Source organism: Kosakonia oryzendophytica (assembly GCF_027886705.1).
GTDB classification, from domain to species: Bacteria; Pseudomonadota; Gammaproteobacteria; order Enterobacterales; family Enterobacteriaceae; genus Kosakonia; species Kosakonia oryzendophytica.
Map to the genome: position 1 here is coordinate 2,808,550 of NZ_CP115659.1, position 17,718 is coordinate 2,826,267.

Sequence of the window (17,718 nt, forward strand, 5' to 3'; positions counted from 1 at the left end):
AAGAAAAGAGGGTATCTTTCGCGAGTTATGTACCATTATAGTGGTATTAAGTCTGTTTTTTATTTACCTGATTATTCTTTTCAACATACTGATATGTTCATACCCGACGACCTGCGATTTTATATTTTATTATGAATGTTTTATCGTCGTTTTTTTAGGCGTAACGCCATTATATTTTGTTTTCAGGTTATATGTACGCTGACCTGCGTGTTGAATCAACCTGGATGATGAGACGTTATTTACGTGTTGGATTGGATATCTATTAATGTCTGACTTCTTTATTAAACGCCCGATTTTCGCCTGGGTAATTGCGCTTTTCATTACTCTCGGCGGTATTCTGGCTATTCCTCAATTACCCGTGGCGCAATATCCCTCGGTAGCCCCGCCCAGCATCATTATTTCTGTCAGCTATCCGGGTGCTACGCCGCAAACCATGAATGATTCGGTGATATCCCTGCTCGAACGTGAAATTTCGGGGGTGGATCATCTGCTCTATTTTGAGTCAACCACCGATGTGTCCGGGATGGCATCCATCACGGTGACGTTTAAACCCGGCACTGACATTAAACTGGCGCAAATGGATGTACAGAACCAGATAAAAGCCGTTGAGCCACGTCTGCCGCAAGCCGTGCGCCAAAATGGCATCAGCACTGAGGCTGCTAACCCGGGGTTCCTGATGATGGTGGGCCTGAAATCGCCTTCCGGGGCGTATCAGGAGGCCGATCTCAGTGACTATTTCGCCCGTAACGTACTGGAGGAGTTGCGTCGGGTTCCCGGTGTCGGAAAAGTGCAACTTTTCGGCGCTGAAAAGGCGATGCGTATCTGGGTCGATCCGGTCAAACTTTTCAATTATCGCCTCTCCTTCAACGACATCACATTGGCGTTAAATCAGCAAAACGTTCAGATAGCGCCAGGAAGCGTGGGCAGCGAACCCGCCCTGCCCGGTCAGCAGGTGACTTACCCATTGAGAGTTCGCGGTCAGCTCACCTCCGTTGAGGCTTTCCAGAACATCACGCTGCGGGCCAATACCGACGGGTCACGCGTCCGACTCGGCGACGTTGCGCGTATTGAACGCGGCTTACAAAGCTATGCCTTCGCCATCCGGGAAAATGGTCATCCGGCAACGGCCGCCGCCATCCAACTGGCGACAGGTGCCAATGCCGTTAACACGGCGGCCGGTATCCGGGATCGTCTTGAAACCTTATCTGCCGTGCTCCCTGAAGGGATGCAGTTCTCCGTGCCTTTTGACACCGCGCCTTTTGTAAAACTGTCGATTGAAAAAGTGGTTCATACCTTTTTTGAGGCCATGGTGTTGGTGTTTCTGGTGATGCTGCTGTTTCTGCAAAATCTGCGCTATACCTTTATTCCCGCCATTGTGGCACCGGTTGCGTTGCTGGGAACGTTTACGGTGATGCTGCTCAGCGGCTTCTCCATCAACGTTCTCACTATGTTCGGCATGGTGCTGGCTATCGGCATTATTGTGGATGATGCCATCGTGGTGGTCGAAAACGTCGAGCGGCTGATGGCAGAAAAAGGGCTTGCGCCACGGGAAGCGACACAGCAGGCGATGCGTGAAATCACCCCGGCCGTTATTGGCATCACACTGGTGCTCACCGCTGTGTTTATCCCGATGGGTTTTGCCAGTGGCTCGGTGGGGGTTATCTACCGCCAGTTTACCCTGTCGATGGCGGTGTCTATTCTGCTTTCGGCCTTTCTTGCCCTGACCCTGACGCCAGCATTGTGCGCGTCGCTGCTTAAGCCGGTCAGTCATCAGAGCGAGCGGGAAAAAGGGTTTACCGGATGGTTTAACCGCCACTTCAACCGGCTCTCCCTTCGCTATGCGTCCGCTCTCGACCGCACGATAACGCGTTCAGGGCGCGTGATGGCGTTGTATGCGGTATTGTGCGGCGTCCTTTTTCTGGCGCTGCGTGAGCTGCCTTCCTCGTTTATTCCCGATGAGGATCAGGGGTATTTTATCACCTCCGTGCAGCTTCCTTCCGATGCGACCCAGGCACGTACACAGGAGGTCATGCGTCGTTATGAGTCGCTTGTCGCCGGACGGGAAAGTATTCAGAGCAACCTGTCCATATTCGGCTTCAGTTTTTCCGGTTCGGGGCCCAACACGGCACTGGCGTTTACCATGCTCAACGGGTGGGATAATCGACATGGCGCAACGGCGCAGGGAGAGGCAAACGCGGTGCAAGCGGCAATGAGTGCCGATCCGGCAGCCACGGTGATGAGTATCATGCCGCCCGCGATTTCCGATCTGGGCACCTCATCCGGTTTCACATTTTACCTTGAGGATCGTGCCGGGCACGGCTACCCGGCGCTGCAAGCCGCACTCGAACAGTTGCTTAGCCGTGCCGCCAACAGCCACGTTGTTGAAGATGTGTATCTGGACGGATTGCCGGAAGGCATCAGCGCCACACTGGATGTGGATCGCGAAAAAGCGGAGGCGATGGGCGTTTCCTTTGAGGAGATAAACCAAACCCTCTCTTCGGCGAGCGGTTCAAATTATGTGAATGACTACACGGACAACGGGCGCGTTCAGCAGGTGATCGTTCAGGCCGATGCGCCCTACCGTATGCAGATACAGGACCTGATGAAACTGTACGTTCGCAACAAGAGCGGTGAGATGACGCCGCTGGCGTCGTTTGTGAAAGCCCACTGGGGTCTATCACCGCAACAGCTCAACCGCTATCAGGGTTATCCTGCGGTCAGAATAAGCGGCAGTGCAGCCGCAGGTTACTCCAGCGGCGCGGCGATGGCCGAGATGGAGAAACTGGCGGCTACGCTGCCTGCGGGCTTTATGATGGAATGGACCGGCACCTCCTTGCAGGAACGCGCCTCCGCCTTACAGATGCCGACGCTGATGGCGCTGTCCGTGCTCACCGTGTTTATGGTGCTCGCCGCGCTGTATGAAAGCTGGGCCATCCCTTTATCGGTGATGCTGGTGGTGCCACTGGGCCTGGCGGGGGCCGTGACGGCGGTTTATATCGCCGGAATGCCCAATGATGTCTTTTTCCGCGTGGGACTTATCACCCTGATCGGCCTTTCCACTAAAAATGCCATCCTGATTGTTGAGTTCGCCCGGCAACTTCACGCCAGCGGGATGGGTATTCATCAAGCGACCATTATGGCTGCGCGCTTACGTTTACGCCCCATAGTGATGACATCGCTGGCGTTTACCCTTGGCGTAGCGCCGCTGATGCTGGCCACCGGAGCAAGCTCGCAGACCCAGCACGCAATTGGCACCGGCGTCTTTGGCGGGATGATCAGCGGCACACTGCTGGCGATTGTCTTTGTGCCGGTATTTTATGTGGTGGTCATGCGCGGCGTTGCCGCCATAAACCGCCGGAGAAAACGCATGTGAAGGCACGGACTCACGTAAGACCCAGGCTTTACCTTCTGTCAGCGGAGACACTCCCTGACAGGCAGTGAAATAGCGAGTCAGGGTGGCAGTATCCCAGCAGCCACCCTTCTCCGGCGGGCATAATGCGCGTTTTTTTGCGGCATTGAGTTCGTAGCCGTTTTGCGTGATACCCGTTTCATGGTCGCTGAGCCGTTTCAGAAATAAGGGGGGAGACAAACAGCGCCTTACACCCCGGACACAGCATTGTCTGTTTACGGCGAACTCTGGAGAGAGATTGAGATGAGCGTAAGCCGCAAACCGGACAGATGATAGAGGATCTTGATGAACCACTAATGAATTTCATTGCGTAATCGATGAGAGACATGATGATTAACCTTTCAATGAATGAGCTTCACCGTAACACGGTTGATTGAAATTTAATCATTCAATTTATTCTCCCGTTCTTTATAAAAATACCACAGGGAGAGAGGATACCGTTTCAGGAGAGATAGATGTTCGCAGCCACAGGACCACGGAGACCGTTGATCCGACAAAATTCGATGCGGACCCCTGGCATGAGTAATTCTGATTCGCTGGCGTTAACGGCTGAAATATGAAGCAGAACGTCTTTTCGACCATCTGAAGGGGTGATGAGGCCTTTGCCACTGAGACTGTCAAAACTTTTGACAATTCCTGTCATTTTACGGGACAAGTCATTTCCTTTTATTGAAAACACGTAATCACTATACGTTGAAATAAATTTAATGCCACTTTTAACTTTTTTCAGGACCTCTGGATGGCTAAAATATAATTTGCTTATTATGACTTCCCGTGCCTTAATGAACTCATCGGTTCGATGTACAAACGAACGTAAAACATTTTCCGTGCAGTCCTCATTACCAGGCGCTATCGCTGATATCCCCTTCTTTTGAGTCCATACGCTTAATACTATACGTTTACTATCAATACTAATAGGTAACTGGAGTCAGTATGTCCTCAAGAATTAAAGGCCTGGTAAAGTGGTTTAACGAAGACAAAGGTTTTGGCTTCATCTCTCCTCTCGATGGAAGTAAAGATATCTTTGTTCATTTTTCTGCACTTAACGGCGATAACTTCAAGACGTTATTTGAAGGACAGAAAGTTGAATTCGCAGTACACAGTGGTGATAAAGGCCCTGCAGCTGCAAATGTAATACTTTGCGATAAATAAATTTTTGTGGATCTGCGACAACGATGAAGGATTATTCCTGAGTAGACAGATCCATAAATTAATGCAACGAAATAGAGATTATTCTTAATATCAGGTCAGTGTATTTTTGCGCATATATGAGTGTGCTGACCGATGTGATGAAGTGCAGGTCTGCTGCATGAAAAGTCTAAAAGCAGAAGCTAACTGCTTGTTAAATAATAAAGTGCGTAAGAGGCCTGGCAGCCTCCGAAAGCATCACGTCCTTGATTTTACTTTACTGGCATTTCCCAGTTTGCATCACTACGTGAACAGGGTTTTGACATGCATAACCCCTGTCACCTGGAAAATGCAGCGCTTTTATCGTTGCGTCGATTTGAACAGTGTACTGCAGTAGGGACAGACAAGTTGGGACCCTTTCAGGACTCGACTGAAACTATGTTCAGACTCTTTTGCACAGTTTGGGCATGGGCATTTGACTAAGTGATTACGACGGGCTTGTGTGTTTTTACGTCCGGACATAGGCATTTCCTGATTTAATGGACAGTCACCATACACCTTTTAATCAAGTGGTGCTTGTTTTAATTTCCTTAAAATTACAAAAATGTAAAAAAGGGAAATTGCAAGACTTTTTTACCTGTCACATCGTCCCGTAAAATTTACTGCAAAAAATTATTCCCTGTACCGAAGCGGTGACATTATGGGAAAGACTAACAGAATCATGGTGGCATATGATAAGAGTCCTTGTTTTTTTTAATGTCGAACCCTGTAAGGTCGTGACCGTTCTGGAAGGTATATCCTCTATCAGGCAGGAATACCCAAACGGTGAAGAAACACATCTTCGGATTATGTCTGCAGGCTTTCCTTCATTGACCGGTGATCATAGTGTTGTTTACGTGGCTTCTGACAGGGAATTGACTTCACAGGAGATACTTGATGCTGCCAGGAAATATTTATAGCCTTTCATTAAGTTCTCTGTCTCACATTGCATTGCGCACTCTTGCTTACCTGATTCATCCGATACAAACAAAAAAATGCGTAAAAAACCTTTATTGCCTGCTAACAGCAGGCTTTTTTATTACAGACTCAAATTTTTATAAGAACTCATCCTGAGAAGAGAACATCATTCTTTGTGTGCTGACCAATTGCCGATTTTCTCCAATCCCCTTCATGCCTATTTTGCCTTTATGGTGACCCTGAAGGGAGACTCGCCCGGGTACAACGTACCGAAATGATCGTATTATTCAGCATTGTGTTCTCAATCTGTGTTCCCCGCGAATGAAATAAAGAGTTGCCCCTTTCTGCGGTTCGATACAGGCAGCCCTACCGAACGATCGGTAAATCGGGATAGTGTGTTGTATACCTGGGCGATAACATTTCACGTTTCATCGCCCAGCTTTGCTGGATCCCCTGCCCGGCAAACCATACTGTACCCCGGCCAGAATGATTAAGACGGTCAATGACCTGCATCAGCGCATGGCTATCGGGCCGGGGTGGGTATTCATCAAATAAATTGAGCTGCGCGACGCCCTGACTGAAAAAGTCGCTCAACATCACTCCCGCTTTCATATAGCGAAAACCCTCTTTCCAGATCGCCTGCAGCGCATGGGTGGCAACACGAACAATGTCGCGGGTATCGTTAGAGGGAACCGTCAGCCGCCCGCTGGATTGTGGGGCGTAGAACGTTTCATTTTGAGCATGCGGACTGGTGCGCATAAACACACTGACTGCACAGCAGAACTGCCTTTCTGCTCTCAGCTTTTCGGCCGCGCGTTCAGCATAAGCACACACCGCCTGATGCATATCACGGTACGCGGTAATGCGCTGGCCAAAGGAACGACTACAGATGATCTGCTGTTTGGAGGGGGCGAATTCATCAAATGCCAGGCAGGATTCACCACGAAGTTCACGGACGGTGCGCTCCAGCACCACGTTGAAGTGTTTACGCATAACCCATGTCGAGCTGTCGGCAAGTTGCAGCGCATTTTCGATGCCCATCAATCCCAGTTTTTTGCTGATACGCCGCCCTACTCCCCAGACTTCATGCACCGGCACCAGCGCGAGTAATTTACGCTGCCGATTCCGGGATGAGAGATCGACAACACCACCTGTCTGTTGCCAATTTTTGGCCGCAAAGTTGGCCAGTTTGGCGAGCGTTTTTGTGGGTGCAATACCGACACCCACCGTCAGCCCTGTATTTTTTAATACCCGTTCACGGATTTGGCGGCCAAACGTCTCAAGCGGCATACAGTTCGCGATACCGGACACATCAACAAACGCTTCATCAATGGAATAAAGTTCAACCGCGGGCACCATTTCTTCTAATGTCATCATCACGCGGTTGCTGAGGTCACCATACAGTGCGTAATTCGAACTAAAAACAGTCACCTGGTTGCGATGTAATTCGTCTTTAATTTTAAAGTAAGGTGCCGTCATGTTGATGCCCAGCGCCTTTGCCTCTACCGAGCGCGAAATGATGCATCCATCATTGTTTGACACAACAACAACGGGCTTTCCCCGAAGATCGGGCCGAAAAACCGTTTCGCAGGAGGCATAGAAGTTGTTTACATCAACAAGCGCGAACATATCTCTGTTTAACTCACAATAACACTGTATATATAAACAGTATTATCCTGTGGTATGAACAAATCAAGCACATCAAAAGATAGCGGAGCGATCATATTGAAATGTGAGGAAATTTAGCGGCTGCCAACATCGCTTAACGGCAATGCCACCTGGAGAGGCCAGAGTCAGACGCGGGTGCTAACGCATTTAATTAATGGCTGTGATAACAAAAAGCCAGTCGCGCTGACTGGCTTTGGGGCACTGTCTTAAATTATGCCAACCATCCCGTCGCGGCAAGGTAGTCCTTTGATTGCGAGTTCGTAAAATCAATCATTTTGCTCAGGATAATGACCGGGTCGGTGCCTTTTGCCTTCTCAGTATTGTAGATCTGCATCCGCTGTGCATCGATGTGCAAAGCGTTCTGGTAAAACTGACGCTTGTACTCATCGCCCACTTTTTCGCCCGTTGAGGCGAGTTTGATATCTTCCATCCTGTTGGTCTTGATCGACTCACTCAGGTCATAGCAGATATCGCTGCGGCTATACGCCATATCATGCGCAAGTCTCTCCGCATCCTGAGCATCTGCCCGTGCATAGCGTAAAATATCTTCCTGTACTGCCGTTCTCGATTGCGTCGCGGCATTGCTGCTGATAGACACTTGCGCCTTGTCTGCCGATGAAGCATTCACGGTTTCGGTCGCTTTTGTCATCAGACTTTTGAAATCCTGTTGCTGCTCCGTTTTCCTGCTAACGGTGTTCCATAGCGAGGCAGTACTTCCAATTCCTTGAATAGCCATTTTCTACTCCTTCAGTTAATAAGCTTCCTCATTCTAATGATAACGATGTCCCACTGATGCGATGAAAAACGTGTGGATTAACGTCCATTTATTGTTTGTAGTTATGACGAGTCTTTGCTGTTTCGGTGGTGACACGCATCAGAGAGAATAATGGCGGTGCATTAACCGGTATAGATCTGCCCGATATCTTCATGCTCAACACAGATATTCGCCTACCAGAATGCGGTTACTGAATGGAGCAGGATTTCGGGCCAGGATCACGCGTACGACGATAAACTGTCTCTCCCTGCCCCCTGGATGGGATATATTGTCACTATGACTCTTTATCTCAGGTGGTATTAGCAATGGCTTTGATCCCCAAAAACTATTCACGGCTGGAAAGCGGTTACCGCGAAAAAGCACTCAAAATCTACCCATGGGTCTGCGGGCGCTGCTCACGGGAGTTTGTTTATTCAAATCTACGTGAATTAACGGTTCACCATATCGATCACGACCATACCAATAATCCGGAAGATGGCAGTAACTGGGAGTTGTTGTGCCTGTATTGCCATGACCACGAACATGCGAAGTACACTGAAGCCGAACAGTACGGTACCACCGTTGTGGCGGGGGAAGATGCGCAAAAAGAGGTGGGGACAGCGACCTATAATCCCTTTGCCGATTTAAAATCGATGCTGAATAAGAAGAAATAGCGCCAGCAAATATTTCGCGTCGTTGTAACAGGTTCGGGTTTCCAGACAGCGGTAAATGGCCTTATCCCTTTAAACACCAGCGCTCTGATGACGGGTGACGCAACGGCGAGAAGCCGTATTCCGTTGTGCCAGAAGCTGTGCTCTCCCTCAACAGGAGAGCACTTTCAGGACAAGATGATTGTCAGAACGATTCCCAGTCAGCCCCATTGCCTGTCGATGCGACGGGTCGCAGATGACCTCTGTTTTTATACGCTGCTGAGTGATGTTTCTGTTTGTCGCTCTCTGAACCGAGCCTGAATACGGAAACGAGCTGCGCAAGCTGCTCGGCCTGTTGTTCAAGAGATGATGCCGCTGCCGATGACTCCTGAACCAGTGCCGCATTCTGCTGGGTGGTTGAATCCAGCTCGGTGACGGCTTTACCTATCTGATCGATACCCCTGCTCTGCTCTTCCGACGCCGAAGATATTTCATTCATGATGCCGCTCACATTCGTGACAGAGCTGACAATCTGTTCCATGGTGCTACCGGCCTTGTTAGCCATTTCTGAACCGGTTAACACACGTTGTACCGATTCTTTTATCAGTCCTTCAATCTCCTTGGCAGCATTTGCGCTGCGTTGAGCCAGCCCTCTGACTTCTCCGGCTACTACGGCAAACCCCCGCCCCTGTTCACCCGCTCGCGCAGCCTCAACCGCAGCGTTAAGCGCCAGAATATTGGTCTGGAAAGAGATGCCATTGATTACGCTGATGATTTCGGTAATTTTGTTTGAGCTTTCGGTAATGGTCTCCATGGTGCTGACGACATCCCAAACAATTTTCCCACCGGAACGGGCATGCTCAGCAGCCACTACCGCGAGCTGGCTGGCTTCACGCGCGTTATCCGCATTACGTTTAACGGTTGAGGTCAGCTGTTCCATGCTGGCAGCGGTTTCCACAACGGCAGCAGACTGCTCTTCAGTGCGGGACGCCAGGTCAGTGTTGCCAGCGGAAATGTCCGATGACGCATTTGCCACATGGATGACCGACTCTTTGATCTGGCTAATCATTTCACGAAGTTTATCGTTCATCACACCCATTGCGACCGTCAGGCGACCCAGTTCATCTTTTGACTGAGGCTCAATAACGGCGGTCAGATCGCCTTCAGCAATACGTTCTGCCAGCGTCAGATTATGTTTTATCTGGCGGGTCATCTGCCGTGTCAGCAGCCAGGCAACCAGTAATCCCGTCAGCACTGCGCAGACAGCAACCAGCCCCATGATCATCATGACGCGTTCAATAATAGCGATGTTTTTTTGCGTCTGGCCTGTCACCAGATTTGCCGTAACGGTATTGATTCTTTCCGCCACGCCAGTCAGTTCTGTTGCGGCTTTCTGTGACGCTTTCTGTGCATTCGTATAGGCGTCTACGTTCGCCTGCATTCTGTCAAAAAATGACTGCGCCATCGCTTTGTCTTCGGCTGCCAGGTTAAGTTTTTCTGAACGGAGCGACTTAAGCGCATCACCCAGTACGGTCGCAAAGGCATCGTACCCTCGCTTGCCATCGGACGACTGGATTTCATACACCGCTACCCAGAGTGCATTAAGGCGATTGAGCAATGCGAATTCATCTTTTGAGATGCTCTCTTGCTGCACAAAGCGGGAACTGAATGTATCAAGCAGGTTTTTCAACTCCGGTGATGTCAACGCCAGGGATTTCTCAACAGTCACTTTTTCGAGTTTAATGAAACCATCACGCGTGCTGGCATAAACAGGAATAGCGCTGCGCAACTCATCAAACAACACCCGCGCATCACTGTCCCAGGTAAAGGTCTGGCCGCTCTCCGCTTTTTGATCCATTTTTTCAATGGCGACTCTATTGGCCTGAAGTGCGCTTTCATCGTGGTTTATTTGGTATGTCAGGCGATTACGTCGTGCCGTGTTGAGCTCATCACTGATTTCGCTGATTAATTTTCCCTTTAATGCATGATCGCGGATCGTGTCCGACTGTTGAATACTGATAAGCGAAGATAACACGATGATAATAATTAATATTGCGAACCCGCCAAACAACTTGGCAGCAACAGGTAGGTTTTTAATAGAGGGTAAAAGCTGTGCCATAAAGGTATCCTCAGTAACATTTCTTTATTTTCGAAAATCAGTTTCATTTTCAATGCATAGCTAACCACAGATACCTGCTTTTATTTTTGGCAACATAGGGACAGCTATCATATTACTTATCGTCAATCATCAGGCATTCCTTAATGTAAATATGAAAAAATTCGATCTGCACAATTATTTCATATATCGCATAGTGAAAATTACATTCCTGCCGTGAGCAAGCCTGCATATTTATTAATGCTTATCGTGGTAATAATATGCTGATAAACAAATAGCCGAATGACAATACACACCTGAAGGCGTATCTGCGTGCCAGTATGCACGGGACAAAGGAGAGAAGTGTCATGGTGTGCCCCCTGAAGTCTGCTGCGCGTTCTGAGGGCAAAACGTCTTCCGGTATTTTCGCGGGGGCAGTTGATATTTTTTGTGAAAAGCTCTGGTCAGTGATTGCTGGGAATCGAAACCGAATTTCATCGCGAGATTTATTAAAGGTTCATTGGATGTGATAAGTTCATCAGCAATCAATTGAAGTTTCCGGTCTCTGATGTACTGCCCCAGTTTCTGGCCCGTTTCGGCAAAAAATAGTCTTTGTAAGTGCCATTTTGAATACCCTGACTTGATGGCAACCGTATCAATTTTCATGGGTGACTCAATATTATCATTTATCCACATAAGCAAGCTATTTATAAACTCTTTTTTGTTTTTCATAGCGTTAATCTCAATATCGTGCTGAGGAGTACGTGAGTGATCAGCGTTAATTCAGGTCACGCTTTCGATATATTTTCAGCAAGGGTGGAATTTACTCTTATGGCGTGACGGACACCGTCGCCGATAATCCTGCTACCAGCTCAACCCCCGCAGGTAAGGTATCAATGTGAATACGTACCGGGATGCGTTGCGCAAGTCGCACCCAATTAAATGTCGGTTCAACCTCGGGTAAACCAAGCCCGCCCGTCTCGTCATTATTGTCACCGATCCCATGCCCGATACTCTCAACATGCCCCGTCAGTACGGGCTCAAATCCCATCAGCGCAATGTGGGCGCTATTTCCCACACGGATATGACGCAGTTTTGTCTCTTCAAAATACCCCACCACCCAGAAACTGTGGGCATCAACGATGGCGACTTTTGTCACCCCGGCGGTGGCATAGTCCCCCGGGCGGAGTCTGAGATGGGTGATATAACCTGCTACCGGCGCCCGCACGATGGCATGGGATAAATTAAGTTGCGCCAGCTCCAGCGCAGCCAGCGCACCATGATAATTTGCCGTTGCGATGTTTGCGGCGCTGTCTGTTTGCTGTAAATCCTCGCCGGAAATCACCCCTTTGATCCGGGTACGTCTTGTTGCCGCATCCTGACGCATGACCATCTCATGACGTTTCGCATCAACATCAGCCTGTGCACTCGCCACCGCCAGCTTCAGCCAGTGTGGATCGATTGAATAGAGCACATCGCCTCGGTTAACCCATTGGTTATCGCTGACTGCCACATTGATGACCGGCCCGGAAACATCTGGCGCAATTTGCACCACATCAGCACGAACCCGGCCATCGCGGGTCCAGGGTGTCTGCGCATAATGTTTCCACAGCATAAAAGCCAGAAGAGTTGCCACCACGACCGCACTTAATGTCAGCGCATAACGGCTCAATAGAGATAGAAAAGATTTCATGCTAATAACCCCAACGCATTCAGGCCCTGCAAGAGCAGAAAAAAAGTAACGATACAGACAGATAGCCCCATCAGCGGGCGACAAGGTAAACAGCGGTAGAGCCGGCTGAAAGAGAAAAGAGGCACGAATAACAGGATGCAGACCAGGGTCACAAGCGCGATGACCAGCAGCCCCGGGAAGTAGACACCCCCGATGTTAATGTCATTAATCATGGGCTTGCCCCCTCTCCTGCTCTCCCAATGCGCAATGCAGATCAACCAGCCTGTCAACACTCTGGCGCGATTGCTCATGGGGTGTAGACAAAGAGGTATCAATCAGTGAAACGATACGCAGGCGCAAAGCGCAGTAGTCTGTCGTCCGGGTAAGCAAATGAAGCACCTCGTTAATCTCCCTGGCCATTTCACTCCCCGCCGGTAGAGCGCAGCGGCGTAAGTGCATGACAGAGAGGCCAATACGCAGAGCGTGCAACAGGTGATTAAGCACCTCTTCTGCTGATTGCTGGCTGCGTGACAGACGTGGCAGTAATAACGCAGTCCGGTCTATCATCAAATTGGTCCAGTGTGCTTCGTCTGGTGTAAATACGCCTTTCACACTGCGCCGGATATCGCGCCGACAAATATCCAGCAGGCGATTGATGGCCGCGTCTGCCTGCACCGTTTGCAGTAAACGCATACTGACCACCGCAAAGCCGGTTGCGGAAAAGAGCGCGATGGCGGTATTGACAGCCGCCGCGAAGTCGCCGCTGTAATGGGGACCTAACTCACACAGCACAGGCAAGGTCAGCGTGATCCCCATGGCCATAAAGGTGGTGGGTGGCCGCGCCTGGAGCGATCCGGCCAGCAAATATGCCGGTGCCAGTACTGCAACCAGTACAGGGAAATCGCTAACTTGTGGAAGAAAAACAAAGCTGTAGAGCAGGCTGATGGCCACGCCCCAGACGGAACCTATAATGTATTTCACAATATGCGGGGCCGGCGTGTCGAAGCTGCCAAACAGTGTGCAGCAGACCCCAAGGATAGAAACGGCTGTGCCGCCGTCAGGCCAGGCCGAGTAAATCCAGACCAGACAACCGCTCAGAATGATGGCAAAAGCGCCCAGCGCAGCGCGTGCCGCAGTAAAGCTATCACGATGAAAAACATACCCTGTTGCTCCTTTACCTTCCGTCTGCACCGACATGGGTTTCGCATGATGGATGGCATCAGAAAGGCGATCACATTGCTGCAGAAGAGTCACAGCTTCCGTAAGATAACGGACAACGCTCACCTGCAACACCGCTTCTCGCGTCACGGCACAGGTCCCATGCCGTTCGGCTAACTGCTCACTTCGTTGTTTTAGCTCGCCAGCCATGATTTTTCGCTCCCCCTCATCGTCACAGCGAAGCCAGTGTTGAACATCGCTTAATAGGATCTGCACGTCGGTGGGCAGCGCCTTTGTCATCTGTAAGCGATCGCGTAATTCACAACTCACAATTAACAACCGCGCTAACCTGTCATGAATGGCTTTTCTGGCCTGCCGGACCGGAACAGCGAGGGCAAAATCATAGGGAATGTGGTGGCTTATGCCTTGCAAGGACTGCAAGGCCAGTGCCAGGCGCAGGCTCCCTGCATTCTCATCGGATTGACCGGCCAGTGCGCCGGCAAGTATCTGCCGTGCTGAGCGAAGCGTCTCCGATAACGTGCTGTTGAACAGCCCGGACAGCCGTTTTGGTAACACATACCGGTGAATAAGCGCGGCACAGAAGATACCAATAACGATCTCCTGCACACGGGTGATGGCAGTATCAAATATTGCGCCGGGCTCCAGGACAGCAGGAAAACCAATCAGACTCGCGGTGTAACCTGCTAAAACAAAGGCATAAGCGCGGGGGGTGCGTTCCAGCAGCGACAAGTAAAGGCAGAAAGTGATCCAGCCGCTCAGCATCACACTGCAAAAGATCGGCATCGTCACAAAAGTGGGCACCAGTAAAACGGTGGCCCCGGCGCCGATTATCGTTCCGGCCAGACGATAAAGGCTTCTGCTCAGTGAAGCGCCAACCGAGGTTTGCGAAACGATATAGACGGTAATGATTGCCCAGGATGGCTTTTCAAGGCCTATCGATAAGGCGATGTAATAGGCCAGCATCGCTGCGGCAAAGCTCTTGATGGAGTACAGCAAGGCATTTGCATCGTTCAGCAGAACGGATGAGGTCAGTGCCTGGCCCACTCGACGAAACGCGTCGCCGGTAGCCCGCAAAGAACGAGAGTGAATAACATTGATTTTGTTCATGCCGGGGATTATTACCGGCTTGCGTCCGCCATTAAATACTCTATTCTGTCAAAAAATACCTAAATGTTGCCAATCACATGACATCCACATTCGCGACGACGTTGTTTGATCCTGACTCCACCTCGTGCCCGGCGGTTGCGCGCCATCTTGACTTCGTTGATTACGAAGCAGAAGTGCCGGTTCATACCCACCGCAAGGGGCAGTTGATCATTGCGCTGTATGGTGCCGTTATCTGTCGCGCGGAAAACGATATATGGATAGTGCCACCTCACTGCGCCGTTTGGATCCCCGGCGGCATCCCTCATAGCGCTAAGGCGACCTGGAACGCGCATCTCAATTATTTATTCATTGAACCCGGCGCCGCAGCACTCCCGGAAAAATGTTGCACACTGGCCATTTCTCCGCTGATTAACGCGTTAGTTGACCGTTTAACTCACGAGCGAGTGGATTACCCACCAGAGAGCCATGCTGCACGGCTCACCCGGGTGACGCTCGACGAATTGGCCACGATGCCACAGCAGAAATTGAGTTTGCCTGTCTCCGGGAATCCTAAAATACGCACCATGGCCGATGCACTGGTCGGTCATCCGGCGGATCGCAGTACGTTTAAAGAATGGGCGAAACGGCTGGCGCTCAGTGAACGCTCTCTGGCGCGATTGATGCTGCGCGAGACGGGGCTGACCTTTGGACGATGGCGCCAGCAACTTCATTTGATCATTGCGCTTCAGGAGTTAGCCAGCGGCGTAACGGTACAAAACGTGGCGGCTAAACTGGGGTATGAGTCCGTTAATGCGTTCATTACCATGTTCAGGAAAACGATGGGCAGTACGCCCGCGCACTATTTTTCCGAACGGAAAACAGGCGCACGCCAGGGGGATACGCCATGATCTTTTCTGGCGCGGCGCGGGCAGCAAAAATGCGCCCGGACGCCGCGTTGAGTAAAACACAGGCGGCGACTATTTATGGGCGAGTTATCGCCAGCCGGGAGCGGGCGTGCATCAACAACCGCGAACGGGTCTGTTTGCTTTTAAAGTAAAGGTGACCACGCCGAAGAGTTGCAGCTCTTCCTCAGACTGGAAAGTGATAGGGGCATAATTGGCGTTATGCGGCATGAGCTGGAGCGATGGCCGGGTCCGTAACTCTTTTACCGTAAATTCACCCGCGACGGCTGCCACAACGATGTCGCCATGCACGGGAGTCAACGATCGATCGACAACCAACAAATCACCATCGCTGATCCCTGCACCAATCATCGAATCACCACTGACGCGAACAAAGTAAGTAGCACTGGGATGTTTAACGACCAGTTTGTTCAGATCCAGGCTCTGTTCAACATAGTCTTGCGCCGGGCTGGGGAAACCGCACGGAACGCGTTCTAAAAATAAAGGGACGTCAATACGCTTTTCTTGTTTATAGGCATAAAGGATGGTCATGATTACCCACCTCATAATACTGTGTTTACATACAGTATTATGGAAGGAATGACGGGGTCAAGTCACATGTAACAGCGCAGCGTGAAGTGACTGAAGTCGCAAGGAATTTAACGTGTCCTGTTTCGTGGGAAGGCAGGTGATGTCCAACGGCAGTCGGACACCTGTACCTTATCAGCCCATATCTGGCGGGATAAGGCCATTTGCCTTCCTGCAGAAACGATGATGAAGGCGGATCATCGGGCAGGCCGTAAGCAGTGCATAACAGGATCCAATATTGTCATCCTACAGTCTCGTTTATTTAAAAACAGCCCACGCTCACCTCATGGATATTATTACAGTAACAGCATCAGAATATGTCGTATCAACCCTGCGAAGAAAATGAGAAATATTATTATGGCATCCGCGCGTAGCCTGGATATTGTCTTCAGGCAAGATCCGCATTATCAAAAATCTGTAGTCAGTGTGCGGATTTTTCAGGCGGGAAGTAGCACAAGTTAATTTATTTTACGAGCTTTTCTGTCATAAAATATCAGGCCATTGATGCGCTGCAAAATACGCTGGATAAGAAAAGCCACACCGTAACGCGTACGCCGGTTAGCGCCAGGCCAGACGATGAAGCGCTCCCTGCACTCCCGTCCGGCACAACCGGCTGAAGGCCCGGTCTGGCTGTGGCATCAACGACCCCGTTTAGCGTGACGCTCCCAGGTATCGCGTTTTGCCTGTTCAGACTTACGTAACGCCACATAACACGCGCCACTGCCGCCATGGTGCGGCAACGCCGTACAGAATGCCTGCACGTCGTCAAACTCCGTCAGCCAGCGCGCAACGTAGCTGCGCACAATATTCGGGTGCGAATTATTTTCACGACCTTTCCCATGGATAATCAACACATTACGCAAGCCATCTTGCCGCGCCTGATGCATAAAGCGAAACAGCATCTGGCGGCACTGCTCAACGGGCTGCCGCAGCAGGTTGAGGCTTGCCTGCTGACTATATTTACCCAAACGCAGCTTATCCACCACGCCGGTTTGCAGGCCTTCACGCCTGAATTCCAGCGGCGCTGACAGGGGAATGATGTCGAGGAACCCGGTGGTTAAAAAGTTGTCCAGTTGCAGCGTATCGACACGCTGCGGCGCACGTGCATTGCGGCTCGGTTGCCAGTGAATATCGGCGCAGCGCTTCAGGGGCTGGACATCCTCCATGGCGTCAAGAAACAGCGATTTGTCGTCAGGGTTCATGAGCGGTCCTCCGATGGCTTCAGAACAGGTACTATAACGAGCGTGGCGTACGCTCACAATGCCCGGAGAGGATTTATGGCGCATGGGCCCGTGCTTATAAATAGACGCTGTTTGCGGCAGCGCCAAAGACATTAATAACTGTAATGTTATTAGCGTTCCTTAACTTATATCGCGTGTTGGGGTTATATCGATTTTAGTTAAATTAACGTGAAATTAATCACCAATTAATAGTGGAAAGATAATGAAGGGCAGCTATAACTATATTTAAGATGCAGGGATGAACTTGCATAAAATAACGAAAGGAAGCGCTGCTGTGTGTACTGTAGAGCCTGACGGATGTCGGCAGGCTCTATTTTTTTTATTATTTCAGGAATAATAAAATATATCATCTATAATTCAATGCAAATCGATTTGTTATTATCCACGCT

General features: G+C 50.2%; 17 protein-coding genes. 5 read left to right on the plus strand and 12 right to left on the minus strand.

Annotated features, from left to right (window positions below; all coding sequences use genetic code 11):
• Positions 1-265: 265 nt before the first annotated feature.
• The gene (locus tag O9K67_RS13550; RefSeq protein WP_061495481.1) at positions 266-3,373 is read left to right on the plus strand and encodes a multidrug efflux RND transporter permease subunit; all 3,108 of its coding nucleotides are present in this window, start codon (positions 266-268) and stop codon (positions 3,371-3,373) included.
• Between the two features lie 175 nt (positions 3,374-3,548).
• On the opposite strand, the gene O9K67_RS13555 is transcribed toward O9K67_RS13550, so the two are convergent.
• Positions 3,549-3,737 carry a YnfU family zinc-binding protein gene (locus O9K67_RS13555; RefSeq protein WP_071890014.1) on the minus strand — a complete coding sequence of 63 codons (189 nt, stop codon included), beginning with the start codon at positions 3,735-3,737 and terminating at the stop codon, positions 3,549-3,551.
• 114 nt (positions 3,738-3,851) lie between these two features.
• The gene (gene cspF, locus O9K67_RS13560; RefSeq protein WP_071890012.1) at positions 3,852-4,064 is read right to left on the minus strand and encodes a cold shock-like protein CspF; all 213 of its coding nucleotides are present in this window, start codon (positions 4,062-4,064) and stop codon (positions 3,852-3,854) included.
• Positions 4,065-4,342: 278 nt separating this feature from the next.
• Between cspF and O9K67_RS13565 the strand changes: the two genes are divergently transcribed.
• Positions 4,343-4,561 carry a cold shock domain-containing protein gene (locus tag O9K67_RS13565; protein WP_061495478.1) on the plus strand — a complete coding sequence of 73 codons (219 nt, stop codon included), beginning with the start codon at positions 4,343-4,345 and terminating at the stop codon, positions 4,559-4,561.
• Between the two features lie 336 nt (positions 4,562-4,897).
• Here O9K67_RS13565 and O9K67_RS13570 read toward each other — a convergent pair whose 3' ends face one another.
• Complete coding sequence (locus tag O9K67_RS13570) at positions 4,898-5,065, minus strand: YnfU family zinc-binding protein (RefSeq protein WP_333780511.1); 168 nt, start codon at positions 5,063-5,065, stop codon at positions 4,898-4,900.
• Between the two features lie 203 nt (positions 5,066-5,268).
• Here O9K67_RS13570 and O9K67_RS13575 point away from each other — a divergent pair, with 203 nt between their 5' ends.
• On the plus strand, positions 5,269-5,496 hold the full coding sequence (locus O9K67_RS13575; RefSeq protein ID WP_071890010.1) for a hypothetical protein: 228 nt from the start codon (positions 5,269-5,271) through the stop codon (positions 5,494-5,496).
• A gap of 364 nt (positions 5,497-5,860) precedes the next feature.
• On the opposite strand, the gene umuC is transcribed toward O9K67_RS13575, so the two are convergent.
• Complete coding sequence (gene umuC / locus O9K67_RS13580; protein WP_061495476.1) at positions 5,861-7,123, minus strand: translesion error-prone DNA polymerase V subunit UmuC; 1,263 nt, start codon at positions 7,121-7,123, stop codon at positions 5,861-5,863.
• Positions 7,124-7,373: 250 nt separating this feature from the next.
• Positions 7,374-7,898 carry a hypothetical protein gene (locus O9K67_RS13585; protein WP_061495473.1) on the minus strand — a complete coding sequence of 175 codons (525 nt, stop codon included), beginning with the start codon at positions 7,896-7,898 and terminating at the stop codon, positions 7,374-7,376.
• 344 nt (positions 7,899-8,242) lie between these two features.
• On the opposite strand from O9K67_RS13585, the gene yajD reads away from it, so the two are divergent.
• Complete coding sequence (gene yajD, locus O9K67_RS13590) at positions 8,243-8,590, plus strand: HNH nuclease YajD (RefSeq protein ID WP_061495470.1); 348 nt, start codon at positions 8,243-8,245, stop codon at positions 8,588-8,590.
• A 181-nt stretch (positions 8,591-8,771) separates the two neighbouring features.
• Here the strand turns inward: yajD and O9K67_RS13595 are convergent, their stop codons facing one another.
• The 5 genes from O9K67_RS13595 to O9K67_RS13615 all read right to left on the minus strand — a co-directional run bounded on the left by O9K67_RS13595 (position 8,772) and on the right by O9K67_RS13615 (position 14,619).
• The gene (locus O9K67_RS13595) at positions 8,772-10,685 is read right to left on the minus strand and encodes a methyl-accepting chemotaxis protein (RefSeq protein ID WP_061495468.1); all 1,914 of its coding nucleotides are present in this window, start codon (positions 10,683-10,685) and stop codon (positions 8,772-8,774) included.
• 342 nt (positions 10,686-11,027) lie between these two features.
• On the minus strand, positions 11,028-11,402 hold the full coding sequence (locus O9K67_RS13600) for a helix-turn-helix domain-containing protein (protein ID WP_408612872.1): 375 nt from the start codon (positions 11,400-11,402) through the stop codon (positions 11,028-11,030).
• A gap of 88 nt (positions 11,403-11,490) precedes the next feature.
• Entirely contained in the window at positions 11,491-12,354 is an 864-nt protein-coding gene (locus O9K67_RS13605) for an efflux RND transporter periplasmic adaptor subunit (RefSeq protein WP_061495460.1), read from the minus strand.
• On the minus strand, positions 12,351-12,566 hold the full coding sequence (locus O9K67_RS13610; RefSeq protein WP_061495457.1) for a DUF1656 domain-containing protein: 216 nt from the start codon (positions 12,564-12,566) through the stop codon (positions 12,351-12,353). The genes O9K67_RS13605 and O9K67_RS13610 overlap by 4 nt, the downstream gene beginning before the upstream one ends.
• Positions 12,559-14,619 (minus strand): FUSC family protein, encoded by a 2,061-nt coding sequence (locus O9K67_RS13615; RefSeq protein WP_061495453.1) that lies wholly within the window; start codon positions 14,617-14,619, stop codon positions 12,559-12,561. The genes O9K67_RS13610 and O9K67_RS13615 overlap by 8 nt, the downstream gene beginning before the upstream one ends.
• Positions 14,620-14,696: 77 nt before the next feature.
• Between O9K67_RS13615 and O9K67_RS13620 the strand changes: the two genes are divergently transcribed.
• Positions 14,697-15,506: an AraC family transcriptional regulator gene (locus tag O9K67_RS13620; protein WP_061495451.1), complete on the plus strand. Its 810-nt coding sequence runs from the start codon at positions 14,697-14,699 to the stop codon at positions 15,504-15,506.
• Positions 15,507-15,617: 111 nt separating this feature from the next.
• On the opposite strand, the gene umuD is transcribed toward O9K67_RS13620, so the two are convergent.
• On the minus strand, positions 15,618-16,052 hold the full coding sequence (gene umuD, locus O9K67_RS13625) for a translesion error-prone DNA polymerase V autoproteolytic subunit (RefSeq protein WP_061495448.1): 435 nt from the start codon (positions 16,050-16,052) through the stop codon (positions 15,618-15,620).
• A 674-nt stretch (positions 16,053-16,726) separates the two neighbouring features.
• Positions 16,727-17,290 carry a DNA endonuclease SmrA gene (smrA, locus tag O9K67_RS13630; RefSeq protein WP_061500005.1) on the minus strand — a complete coding sequence of 188 codons (564 nt, stop codon included), beginning with the start codon at positions 17,288-17,290 and terminating at the stop codon, positions 16,727-16,729.
• Positions 17,291-17,718 lie beyond the last annotated feature (428 nt).

Bases quoted from the DNA above. Each gene is read 5' to 3' on its own strand.
- O9K67_RS13550 (WP_061495481.1), top strand. From the start codon at position 266: ATGTCTGACTTCTTTATTAAACGCCCGATTTTCGCCTGGGTAATTGCG.
- O9K67_RS13555 (WP_071890014.1), bottom strand. From the start codon at position 3,737: ATGTCTCTCATCGATTACGCAATGAAATTCATTAGTGGTTCATCAAGA.
- O9K67_RS13565 (WP_061495478.1), top strand. From the start codon at position 4,343: ATGTCCTCAAGAATTAAAGGCCTGGTAAAGTGGTTTAACGAAGACAAA.
- O9K67_RS13570 (WP_333780511.1), bottom strand. From the start codon at position 5,065: ATGCCTATGTCCGGACGTAAAAACACACAAGCCCGTCGTAATCACTTA.
- O9K67_RS13575 (WP_071890010.1), top strand. From the start codon at position 5,269: ATGATAAGAGTCCTTGTTTTTTTTAATGTCGAACCCTGTAAGGTCGTG.
- umuC (WP_061495476.1), bottom strand. From the start codon at position 7,123: ATGTTCGCGCTTGTTGATGTAAACAACTTCTATGCCTCCTGCGAAACG.
- O9K67_RS13585 (WP_061495473.1), bottom strand. From the start codon at position 7,898: ATGGCTATTCAAGGAATTGGAAGTACTGCCTCGCTATGGAACACCGTT.
- yajD (WP_061495470.1), top strand. From the start codon at position 8,243: ATGGCTTTGATCCCCAAAAACTATTCACGGCTGGAAAGCGGTTACCGC.
- O9K67_RS13595 (WP_061495468.1), bottom strand. From the start codon at position 10,685: ATGGCACAGCTTTTACCCTCTATTAAAAACCTACCTGTTGCTGCCAAG.
- O9K67_RS13605 (WP_061495460.1), bottom strand. From the start codon at position 12,354: ATGAAATCTTTTCTATCTCTATTGAGCCGTTATGCGCTGACATTAAGT.
- O9K67_RS13610 (WP_061495457.1), bottom strand. From the start codon at position 12,566: ATGATTAATGACATTAACATCGGGGGTGTCTACTTCCCGGGGCTGCTG.
- O9K67_RS13615 (WP_061495453.1), bottom strand. From the start codon at position 14,619: ATGAACAAAATCAATGTTATTCACTCTCGTTCTTTGCGGGCTACCGGC.
- O9K67_RS13620 (WP_061495451.1), top strand. From the start codon at position 14,697: ATGACATCCACATTCGCGACGACGTTGTTTGATCCTGACTCCACCTCG.
- umuD (WP_061495448.1), bottom strand. From the start codon at position 16,052: ATGACCATCCTTTATGCCTATAAACAAGAAAAGCGTATTGACGTCCCT.
- smrA (WP_061500005.1), bottom strand. From the start codon at position 17,290: ATGAACCCTGACGACAAATCGCTGTTTCTTGACGCCATGGAGGATGTC.